The sequence below is a fragment of the Anaeromassilibacillus sp. An172 genome (genome assembly GCF_002160515.1).
Taxonomy (GTDB): Bacteria; Bacillota; Clostridia; order Oscillospirales; family Acutalibacteraceae; genus Limousia; species Limousia pullorum.
This window is the reverse complement of record NZ_NFKS01000012.1, coordinates 9,811-22,567: the sequence shown is the minus strand read 5'-3', so window position 1 is coordinate 22,567 and position 12,757 is coordinate 9,811. Positions and strand designations below refer to the sequence as shown.

The following is a 12,757-nucleotide window of genomic DNA, read 5'->3' as shown; positions in this document are numbered from 1 at the left end:
GACTTAACAAGCATAAAAAAATTCATAAATTTCACTTAATTGTTCTAATAAAAAATCCTTGGCTTTTACACCAAGGATTTTTTCATTTATCTATACATCTTCATGAAGTATAGAAGTTTATTATTAAATTTAAACACTTAAGAATTTCTCAATAGCCTGTGAGCAAGGCGCAAACTTCACTACGTTTACTGTAACAATTTCAGACTGAATATCCTCTGAAACTCCGTCGTTTACAGAGGCTACACAGTAGAAGTAGCAAACGCCCTCGTTACAGTCACCGTAAATAAGCTTGTTAGGCTCGGAAGAGGTTGTATTGATTTCTCTCGGGTTTGTTCCCTGAGCATCATCGCATATATACCATGTATATGTAATGTTATCAGCTCCTGTTGCCTCAACTTCAAGCTCAAGCTGTGTTCCGGCAAAGATTGTCTTATTTATCGGAAGATTCTTTGACCAAGAAAGGTTCACAACATTACCGATTTTTACGTTATTGCCCTCAGCATAGGATGTATATCCTGATACTGTCAAAGTCTCAGCCGCCGCCTTAACAAATTCGGTATTGGAAACATTAGCAATAACTCTTCCGGCTGTCATGTTTGCACCTGTAACGGAAATCTTATCTGCACCTGCAAGGTTTGCCTGTACGGAAATAGCCTTTCCGCTTGGAAGGTAGATTGTATTATCAGACAATGATGGTTTGCCGGTAATCTTTACTGTACCGTTATTATTGTGAACAGCTGTTCCGCCGTTTGCAATATTTCCGGACATTGTAACATTGCCGATATTAACTGTACCTGAACCGTTCATATAAACATTTCCGGTTCCGTTTGTCTTATTATTCTTTACAGTTCCACCATTGAAAGTTGCGCTTCCGTTTGAAAGCCAAACAACGCCGCCGTTGCTCTGTCCGTTGTTATTGTTTATTGAACCGCCGTTCATAACGAATACTGAGCTATTATCAACACAAATTGCTCCACCAACATCACCTGACTGGTTTCCGGAAATTCTTCCGTCATTCATAGTCAAGTATGATATGTTATTCATATAAATAGCGCCGCCAAAACGTTTTTCATAGTTATTTATAATTGCGCCGCCGTCAATAATAACCTTTGTATTGTCGTTGCTTATTCTCATTGCACTGCCGAATGAATTGCTATAATTATCATTGCAGTTATTCTGAAGTACAGCATTGTCGGAAAGTGTAAGTGAACCACCGGTTACAAGAACCATTGTTTCCTGAGAGGATATTCCTCCGTTGTGTACATTTCTTTCCAAGACACCATCGTAATTTAAATCCCAAATAGCACCGCCGTCGATTGTAATATTTTCAAATACCACATTTCCTGCTGTAATTTGGAACAATGGTACATTTCTTGTATTTGATGTACGTTTTACCTGCATTCCTGAAAGTGTTATGCTCTTGTTGATTGTGATAGAAGAATCAAGGTTGATATTCTTGAGTATTTCAATTCTATCTCCGTCCTCAGCTGCGGTTACAGCCTCATGCAAGGTACTATAACCTACGCCGTCAATTTTTGCAGTGTAATTTCCAACGTCAACGCATACAATGTCACTTGTTACGGAAATCTCTGTATTTTCGTTTCCGTTGCTGTCATTGTTTGAAACAACTACATAGTAGAATGTTTTTACATCGTTTGTAGGCTTATATGTTGATGCAGTAGCTCCGTCAATCTTTTCAGCTCCCTCTGTTGATTCAGTAGTATTTGAGTACCACTGGTAGCTTATGTTACCACTATCGCCGATTGTTGCTTCTACTGTAAGAGCATCTTTTTCAGCGCCCGTTGCATAAACATTACCTACCGGCTGTTTTGTAATTTCAGGTGTTGCCGGAATTACTCTTACCGGGAATGTATATTCAATTACAGTATTATTAAGTGTAACTGTAATATTTTTATTTCCTGCTGTTGTGCTGTCTAAGTCTGAAACAGTGTACAGTGAATCTGCCAGCTCAATTTCCTGTCCATCTGCTGTTACACCGATAACCTTCATTCCTGTAAGGTCAAGGCTTTCACCAAGATGATAGTCAAGCTTATCAGGAAGTGTAACATTGATTGATTTAATATTATTTGTAACTGATTCTGCTGTAAAGTATTTGAGTCCCTCAACATTGCCGCCCGCTGCAATCAATCTGTTAAGCTCTGCTGCATAGGCGTCTGTAGCAACATAAATCTTTCCTCTGTTGTTTTCATCATTTGCAAAAGCTCCGTTTTCAACAACGAGGTTTGCAAAATCTGTATGCTCGTTGAGGTAGATTTCTTTAAGGTTTGTACAACCCTTAAATGCATCTGCCTTTATGTCTGTAACTGTAGCAGGAAGGTTTATTCCTATAATGTCAGTTTGATTTTCAAATGCGCCTGTTGCATTTGCACTGTCTTTGCTAATACCTATTACGGTAAATTCAAGGTCACCAACCTTTACAGTTGACGGAATTGTAACAACTGAATTAGGCTCTAATTCATCTGCTACGCCGCTTACATAACACTTATACTCATTATCAACAGACTCATAGCGCAGACCGTTGTATGTGATATAAGGATAAACAAGTACTGAGAATGTTGTGGAAATATCAGCAAGTCTCTGATATTCAACTGTAATCTTCTTTGTACCTGAGGTATTGCTAAATCCTGAAGACTTAACAATATAATCGTATGACTCAAGCTCTTCAACTGTGCCGTCGGTATATTCTACTGATACAGCTATACCTGTTGTATCCAGTGCGTCTCCGAGATAATATATAGCCTTTTCAGGCACCTGAGAAACTATTATGTTTTTAACATTTTTTGTAACCTCAACATTAAATGTTGCAGTCTTTGTTTCATCAGCTGTGTAGGTAACTGTTACCGGAATTTCACTGCCGTTTTCAGTAAATGTGTTCGGAGCAACAGTATACTGATTATCAAAGAGATATCCCTGTGAACCGTCTGTGTAGTTTGCTTTTACAACAAGTCCATCGGTTACGATATTATCTCCCACAAAGTAACGTGTCTTTTCAGGTAAATGGCTTACGAAAATATCGCTTACAACCTTTGTATTTTCTGAAACATTTACAGTAAACTCTGCTGTTGCAGCGCTATTCTGTGAAGATGTAACGGTTATTGTTTTCTCTCCTATTGAGTCGAAAATAGTAGGACTGAACTTGAGGAGTGAGTTGCTTATGATACTTTGTGTTCCGTCGTCAAAGGTAGCCATAACCTCAAGACCTGTTGTATCCAGCTCATCACCAACAACGTATTCTGTTCTGTCAGGCTTTGTTGTAATTGCAATGCTTTCTATTGCCTTATTCTCAACAGTAGTATCTTCGAAGAACTCAAGCATTGATGCTGAACCGAAGTTTCCTACTGCCTGAGCGCCTCTTACCTTTATATACTGAGTATATACCGGGTTATAAAGCTCAAGAGATTTTTTGTTTGCATTATTACCCCAGCCTGTAGCACGTCCGGACAATGTCCATGAGCCGTCCTCACCGGTAAGGCTTGTATAAATTTCGCATGTCTGGAATCGTCCGTTTCCGTTACCAGACTGAACAGGTGTGTAATCAAAACCTGTAAGGTAAACCGGCTCGTCAAGCTTTACAATAATATATCTATCATTGTCGCCGCCTGCCCACCAGGTATGCCAGTATGTGTTTATATTACCGTCAAGAGCATTTTTAGCGCTTCCGCTCTTGTCTACCTGTTCGGAAGAACATCCAATATATTCAACTCTGTTTAAAGGAATATATTTTCTGTTGTCAGAATCCTTGTCATAAGTAAATGTAAACTCTGTTTCACCACTCTGCAAGGATGTTCCTGCTGCTTTCTTTCTTACAGAAATTGTAACGTCACCGTTAAATCTAACGTCACTTGTCATATCATGCCATTCTGTTTCGCCTGATATTTTATATTCCAGATTAGCTGTATTGCCTGTAATTCTGTTTTCATTGTCGTTTCTATACAATCCGCTCGGCAGTGAACCTGCTGTGATATCTATTGTATAGTAACTTGTTGTACCCTGAAGTCTTACGTGAATGTCGTTTTCAGGAGTTATCATTGCAAGCTGCTCGTCTGTGAGCTTAAACTCTTTACCTGTGCCGAGATTTATCCAGCTTGCTGATGATGAATCACTTGGGTTACCGTTGAGGCAAATCAAAACTTCATTTCCGCCTGAATACATCTCATTAAGTACAAGTGTATTTGCCTTGTCACCGTCAAATGAGAATGTAGCCATCTTAAAGTTATTGTTGCCCAAAAGGTGGTTAGCCATTGTACGGCATGCAGTATCCTGGAGTGTATTTGCGCTTGTAGCATTTTTAGCTCTTGTAAGAGCCATTGTCTGACAGCTTGAAACTTCACCACGATAAAGTTCGCTTGAGCCTACATTTGGCTTTATAAGTCTTTCAAGTACGTCCCACATTGGAAGCGGGAAGTAAGTAAGAGCATCAGAAATTTCAACTGCAAGCTGTGAGAACTCACTTGGACTCTTTCCAGCCTGCTTGTAAGCATCAATAAGAGCTATCCAAGCATCAAGGTTGATATCCTGAACCTCTAAAGCCTCTCTGTAAATTTCAATTCTCTTTTCAGGGTCGTCCTTATACATATCAGCTATCTTAATGAGCTTTTCAGCTTCATAATACTTGTCAGGCTGGTTCAAAGCTGCCTGTGCAAGAAGAACATAGCTTACCTGATATGCGCTGTCCCAGCTGTAGCTGCCCCAACCGTTGAGCATTCTTTCGCCCTTTTCTGAACCAGTCCAACCGGAAATATCGTTGTGAATTCCCCATGTACCGGTTGTATTGTCAGAGGTTGTGGCAAACTGCAAGTATGCTGCGTGTCCAGGCTGACCGATAACAACGCTTGGGATACCGAAAACAGTATTGAGGTTTGAACCTGTCTTTGAAATACCACCGCAAACTGCGCCGGCTTCAAATACAACCCAAAGCTTAACCTTTCCGTACTCAACGTCTATATCGTATACGTCTATCTTTCTCTTATCCTGAACATTGCTTGATGAAATGCCTGTTCCAAGATACTGATTATCAAGCTTCCACTTTTCTTCCCAGGAAACCTGGTTTTCAGCAGAGTAGAATCTCGGCTGATTATAGTTAAAGCCCATTGTATATGTTATGAAGTAATAAGGACCAGGTGTATAGTTGTTTTTATTTATCTGTTTATTACCTATATTGGTATGATATCTTACATAATAGTTAAGCCATTCAATCTGGTCATCACTGATTATGTTGTTCATAACCCAGCGCATCTCTTCTACTTCAAGGTTTTTAAATACGTCTGTTATAAGCAGCTCGTTATCATAGAGTTTCTTATAAATTTCGTATCTTCTTACTGGGTCTGATTTCTGTGAACTATCCTGCCAGAAATAAACGTCGGCAGAATGTGTCAAAGACAATGTAATCATCATCTTTTTATAGAGAGAACCGTTTACAGGGTCTGCCAAATCCGCCTTATGTTTTGTATACAAATTCTTCAAAACATTAAGTGATCTGGTATATGAACCGTCCGGCTTACCTCCGCCGATATAAAGGCGCAATGCCTCAATATCATTCATGAACCACTGAAGTGTTTCGATGTTTTCCTCATTATAAAGGAATGAGCTCAATACTGCGTATGTAGCATTGCTTACGAAAGTTCTCTGGAGAAGAAGAAGTTCATATTCTTCGTCCTTCAAAAGCTCTGTATAGGATGTTCCAGGATGCTCTGCTTCATAAGCCTTCAGCTTTTCATCGTAGTACTCTACTCTGTTTATAAACTCGCTTGTATCAATCGGCTCATAGTCAACTGTTGCAAGCATTGCATCAGCTACAACTGAATGGTCGGAAGCATTATTCCAGTTAGCTCCTATTTCAATTTTGATATAGTTTACTCCTGTCAAATCCAGGTCAACATATACAGCCTCAGATGTACCCTTGAGCACTCCTGTGGTCTTTACATTCTTCCAAACTGTATTATTGCCGTCATATGTTTCGGCTGTGTATATTTTGAAAATAACACCGTCGCCGTTAGAACCCTGTGAAAAGTCCAAACCAAGGTATGCGATAAATCTGTTGTAATGGTAATACTTTACATAATCAGATACATCATAAACCATATTGGCAGCTGCGTGTGCGCCAAGTCCCTTCATGAAGTACTTTCTCTCTCCGTCAACCTTAAGAGAAATAGTGCCACCAGATATATTTGTATCATATTTTACTGAACCGCCGTAGCCTACGCTTGAAGTTATCAAGTTAGCTTTCGGCATATCTGTAACATAGATATGATCACCACTTGCTTCAGGATAGGTTCCTGCTTCTGCTACCTGCCATGCAACTGAAACCAATTCTCTTGATGACTCTGTTACAGTGATAGCTACTCTTATATATTTATTGAGGTATTCTTCTGTTATTGTAAACTCTGAATAAGTAGCTCCGTCGATATCTGTGAATTCTCCATCTTCGGTATCGCCTACCTGCCACTGATAGTGTACAGACTCTTTATATCCGCTGAGGGATGCTGTCAGAACACTGCCTACCTGTGGAACACCTGTCATGATAGCCTGAACATCAACAAAAACAGGCTCTGAGAATACATAACCGCTTAAGTCAGTCACATCATTTTTTGCATTTGATGAATCATCATATTTAATACCAACTCTTATGTAGCTGTTGATATCAAATACACTTATATTGTATGTGGATGAGTAATCCTGGAATTCTATGTTGACATAATCGCCTTCTGCGCTTTTTCTCTGCCATACATACTTAAATGAAGCATTTTCCGCAGTATAGTTTGTCTTAGCTGTAAGGGTAGTGCCTATTACGCCCTGTCCGTCCAGGTGAGCTTCAAACAGTCCCTTATATGAGCTTGATATGATTGTTCCTGAATATGTTTTTGATTTATCTCTCAAAACAACTCTCAGGTAACCGTCTTTATCATTATCTTTTATTGTATAAGTACTTTCTGTTGCGCCTTCGATATTTGCAAATGTTGTACCGTCTTCGCTGTACTGCCACTGATATGTAAATTCTTCGGCATTTGAATCATACACATTCACACTGAGTTCCTGTCCCGGAACAGCATTACCTGAAATAGTAGCTCTTCCGTCGAGAACAGTGCTCTCATCTCTCAAAAGAATAAGTTCAGATGCACTTGCCCAGTTACCGAATGTAGATGATGTGAATTCAAATCTCATTTTGCCTTTGAATTCAATTGTTTCAGGTAATGTAAACATAACATAACCTGAATTTTCTGAGGATTTTGCAACACCTACTTCAACATAGTTCTGTTCGTCCTCAGCCATATAAATTGTAAGGGTTGTAGGATATCCTCTGCCCTTGTAGCCGTCCTGACGTGTTGCATAAAGTATTCTGTCTACTTTTACGGAATCAACAAAAGTAAATTCAAGGTAGTTGTTAACTCCGCCTCTGTTTGTTTCCCAGAAAGTATTCCAGTTTCCGTCAAAAGCTTTTTCAACTGTATTATTTCCATAGCTTCCATAGCAGCTTGCTACATTTCCGATATAACCGTCTGCGCTACTAGTTGTTTTATAACCAACTGCGTATTTATCCCAATATGCAGGTGTCATAACAACATCATTGGAACCAACTGTTGAAACAGTTATTCTATTATGGCAAACAAGCTTTGCAACATTACTTACTGCATTTGATGTAACTATCTCGCCCTTTGTATCGGTAATTGTATTTGTAGCAATTACATAATAATAGTATGTTCCTGCCTTTGAAGTATTTTCGCAGTAGCTCGCTTCTGTTGCTCCTGCAATAGCTTCATCGGTTTCAGGGTTTACAACATTATCTGTACTTCTGTACCACTGATAAGTAACTGTACCCAAGTCAACTGTTGTTGCATTTGCAGTAAATACTGCGTCATCACCTACAAAGCAGTCAACATTGTTTGGTTGTGTGTTAAATGTAGGTGTAGCGGCAACATCCTTAGAAATCAATTCAACTCTTGCAGTTTCTGATTTTACATCAGCTGCATTACCGCCGCTTACAATACAGAAGAAGTTGTAAATGCCAAGTTCTCTGTCATTTGTATTCAATGTGATTGATGATGAAGTTGCACCCTCAATCTTTTCAGCCTTATTTGTAGAGCTGTTTATTTCATACCACTGATAATTAAGAATTTCATCAATAATAATACCATCATTATCAGAAGCTATTTCAGCTGTTACTGAAAGAACATTTTCATCTTCTTTATACATTACTCCGCCTGTTGGCTGCTGTGTAATTGTAATTGTATCTGTTGCTGTTCTTTCCCAATGTGCATAAAGATTATGGTTTGACTTTGTTATAACACAGGAACCGTCCTCAACCTTATTTCCGCCTTCAGCAGCGTCAAACCAACCGAGGAACTTGTATCCGTTTCTTTGGAGTTCCGGTAAATCGTACTGTCCCATAAAACGAACGCTTTTGGCTATTGTTTCACCGTCAATTCCTGTATGCAAAGTTACAACAAATGTATGCTCAAAATAAATTGCGTTGTAAAATGCTTCATCATTTGTTGCATTAGCAATGATATTTCCCAGGTTGGTGCTTCTTGTAACATAAACATTACTTAAAGTTCCGCCATTTTCTCCTGTAACTACACTCTTATTGTTTTCAAAAGTTATCTTTGTAAAGTCTGCGTCTATTCTGCCTGTGCCGTTATCTGTGCTTCTGTAGATAGCACCGCCGTTTCCTACAGCACTGTTACCTGAAAATCTTCCGCCGTTTACAACAAGATTTCCGCCTGTAGCGGCAATACCACCGCCGTTTGTTCCGGCATAGTTGTTTGAAATAACGGCATTATCAGAAATTGTAACAGTTCCGACAAGTGAAGAAATACCGCCGCCAAATGATCCGGATGTATTACCGCTGATAGAACCGCCGGAAATTTTAGTTGTTCCTCCGTTTACAATCATACCGCCGCCGTTTGTTCCGGAATAGTTATTTCTGATTTCTCCTCCGGTCATATTGAATGTACCGTTTGTGAACATACCGCCGGCACGTCCTCCGGTGAAGTTTTTCTCAATAACACCGCCGCTGATATTAAGGATTGTTCCTGTATCTGCGCAGATACCGCCGGTTGATGAACCCCCCTGATTTCCGCTTACTACACTGTTTCCGGTGATATTGATTCTACTGTTTGAAGATGATGAATACAATGCACCGCCGTGGGAGCTTGCATAGTTATTAATAATCCGGCTGTTGTCATTCATATTAAATGTGCCGTTAGTCATTACAACAGCACCGCCGCTTATACCGTTTGCAACGTTATTCTGGAGAGATGCGCTTCCGTTTAATGTTACAGTACCGCCGCCGGTTATATTGATAAGAGGCTTACCTGAGCTTCTTCCGGTATTTCTTGAACCTCTTCCGAGATATGTTTCATAATACATACCGTTTTCAACCCAAACTGCACCGCCGTCGATAGCAACGCTGTCTATTGTAAGAGTACCGCCGTTTACAATAAACGCTTCATTTCCGAAATTATTTGCCAAAACAATTCTTGGAACAACGCCGTCAACCGGAGTTGCTGTAACAGTGAGATTAACACCGCTGTTAACATTTATTGTTTCTGTAAGTGTTACATCCTTGTAGATTTCCAGAGTTCCGTCATAACTTGCTGCCTTCAAAGCAGTTATCGCCTCTGAGAAGTTTGAATACTTAACACCGTCAAAAGCAGCAACAGCGTCTGTAACAACTATTTCTGCTCTGTCTGACTCAATTGAACGTGCTTCTTTATCGCCGTTTTTATTTGTAACAACGCAGTAGTAGTAATATGTACCTGAAACCTCATTGTCAACTGAGATTATCGCAGTATTCTTTCCTTCAAGCAATTTGCCTTCGGACTCACCGTCGTTAACAACATACCACTGATATGAAAGTGTTCCATTATCTGTAACCTTTGCTTCAACGGAAAGAGCAGCCTGCTGTCTGATATCATAGGTTCCGCCCTGTGGCTGTGAAACTATCATAGGAATTTCTGACAAGCTGTCGTCTACAACTCTAACAGCAACAATGTCAGAAATTGAATTCTGAGCCTTATCGGCAGAAACTTCGCAGTAATAATAGAAAGTACCCTCAACATTTGTATCAGGATTGTATTGTTTCTCTGTTGCGCCCTCAATCGCTGTTGGGTTACTTCCCTCTGCGTCGTCGCATCTATACCACTGATAATGAACCTCAGTTCCTGTCAAAGATTCAGCTTCAATTGACAAGGATGCCGGTTCATTCATGCTTACTTTCTCTATTGACTGGGGCTGAGTGTTGATTTTTACAGGTGCGTACTTTACAACAACCTTTGAATTTACAAACTCAGATACCATTCTTTCATCAACAGACTTTATCTTTTCTGCATCAGTTGCCTTAATTGTGTATCCTGAACCTGTGAACACGGTTGTTCCATCAGTTGCAGGCTCTCCGCCATAGCTAAAACCAACTGAACCTGTAATAGCTCCGTTTACTATGAGAGATTTTCCATTTGGAATATATATATCTCCTACTGTTATGTTACCTCTAAAGCTTACGTGGTTTGTGCTTGTGTATATATCGTTTCCGGAAGTTGTTGCAGTATTTCCGGTAATTGTACCGCCTGTTAATTCCAAAATTCTGGCAACAGTATTAGGACTATTTTCTCCATAAATACCACCACCGTTAGCTGCGCTGTTGCCGGTGATTGTACCACCGCTTATGGTGGTTTTACCGTCTGCCCAGAAAAATCCGCCGTTTCCTACAGCTGTATTTCCAGAGTGATTACCTCCGCTTATGGATGCGACACCGCCGCCGTAGTTATAGATACCGCCGCCATTTCTGCCTGCGCTATTGTCGGAAATTTCAGAGCTTGCATATACATAAGTAAAACCGTTGCTGCATATAGCACCGCCGTCCACATCGGTATGGTTTCCTTTTATGGTACCATAAATGTGTATCTGTGAGTTGCCTCCGGCACTTGTATAAACAGCAGCACCGCTATTTTTCGAGTTATTATTTCTGATAACACCATTGCTGTTCAGATAAAATCTACCGTTTTCTACTTTTACAGCACCGTATGCAGAAGCTATGTTTCCACCATCAATAATAACCTTACCGCTGGCTGTTCTGGAAACATTGAAATTTGCTCCGCTTTGAACCTTAAACATAAAGTCCCCGGTAAAGTTCTGGCTTCTTTTGAGAACAACTGTTGTTCCTGCTTCGGCTTCAATGGTAATATTTTTGCTAATAAGTATTGTTGATGAAATCTCCTGATCTCTCAAAACATATACAACACTGCCTACTGCAGCCGCTTTAATGGCAGAATCCAAGTCATCGTAAGCTGTACCGTTAACCATTGCAGCAGCTGTTCCGTGACCTGCCATAACTATATCACTTATAATGCTTATACCTGTTTTAGTGTTTGTAACCTTTACAAAATAGTACTTCTTCTGACCATGTTCAAGGTTAACAACATAACTGCTTGATGTTGCTTCGGCAATTTCAGTAGCTCCGAAAAGTGAATTTTCATTATTTTCGTACCACTGATAATTTAATTCAGCGCCGTCAGAAGTTGCCGTAACACTGAGAGTAATGTTACTGTCACTGTAACCACCCTTAGGCTGTGAAGTGATTTCAGGTCTTGTAGCTATATTCTCGTAAAACTCTATTTCAGAAGCTGATGCAAAGTTATTGTCCTTTACAGTTTTGTTGGCAACAAGCTTAACATATTTAGCTTCAACAGGAGTTATAAACTCAATAATCTGCTCTCTGTTCGGATTTGACCAGGTCCAAGAGCCTGTCGCTGAAGCTTTCCATTCCCCTTCTTCAGTGTTTTTAGTGTAAACTGTATAGTTAAGGAATGTTCCGTTGTCCTCATCATAGGCACGGCGGATATACTTAATTTTTGTAAGCTTAACAACGTCGTTAAACTCAAATGTAATATACTTTTCCTGGTCATTTATATTCCACGCAGTATGCCACATTGTGTTTAAATCGCCGTCAAGTACGTTTTCTTTTTCTCCGCCATAACCTATAGCCTGACCGGAGCTTCCGTTTGCTTCTGAAGAAGCTCCTGTAACTTGAATTCGGTTACTGTCGATTTTGCCGCTGATTATTTCTACAGCTTCTTCAACCTCAGTAGTTTCTTCAGCGGAGTATTCATCTATCTGAGACGATTCAAGAGAATTTTCCTCTTCGGAAGCCGCCTGAGTTGTCTCTTCTGCAGTCGTCTCCTGAGTCTGGGACTGTGTTGACTGCTCTTGAGATGTTTCGGTTGTCACAGTTTCAGAGGCTTCTTCTGCTGACACGGAAAATGCCGGAATTGATGTTGAAAGCATTGTTACCGCCAGAATTCCGGATAAAACTTTCTTTTTCCAGTTGCTCAATTTTTTACTCCATTTCCTTTTATTTACAGTGTTGCGGTACACCGCATAAAACCTGCCTGCCAAGCTTTTCCTATTTTCCTACAAGAATAATAGGTATTTATTCCCAATAAAAAGGAAACCACAATCACTGCGAGATTAAAATATACAACAACCCATTTACTCAGAAAAATCTCAAAGCAAAAGTAATTTCCGTATTCGAAATAAAACAGCCTTTCAGGTTAACAAATATACTAACAATAGCGTAAAAACCGCTGTTGAAAAGAATATCGTCATAAGGCAAATAAAATACCTTTTCGCTCTTTTCTGATAGAGTATATCATAACAGATTTTTTATTGCAAGTACAATTAAATGATAAATATATCCATTTTTTATATCTATTTACTTGTTTTTTACGTTATTGTAGAAACC

General features: G+C 39.7%; 1 protein-coding gene. It reads right to left on the bottom strand.

Going from position 1 to position 12,757, the window contains the following annotated elements; translation table 11 throughout:
- Window positions 1–129: 129 nt before the first annotated feature.
- The gene (locus tag B5F08_RS07095) at window positions 130–12,348 is read right to left on the bottom strand and encodes a discoidin domain-containing protein (RefSeq protein WP_087377789.1); all 12,219 of its coding nucleotides are present in this window, start codon (window positions 12,346–12,348) and stop codon (window positions 130–132) included.
- Window positions 12,349–12,757 lie beyond the last annotated feature (409 nt).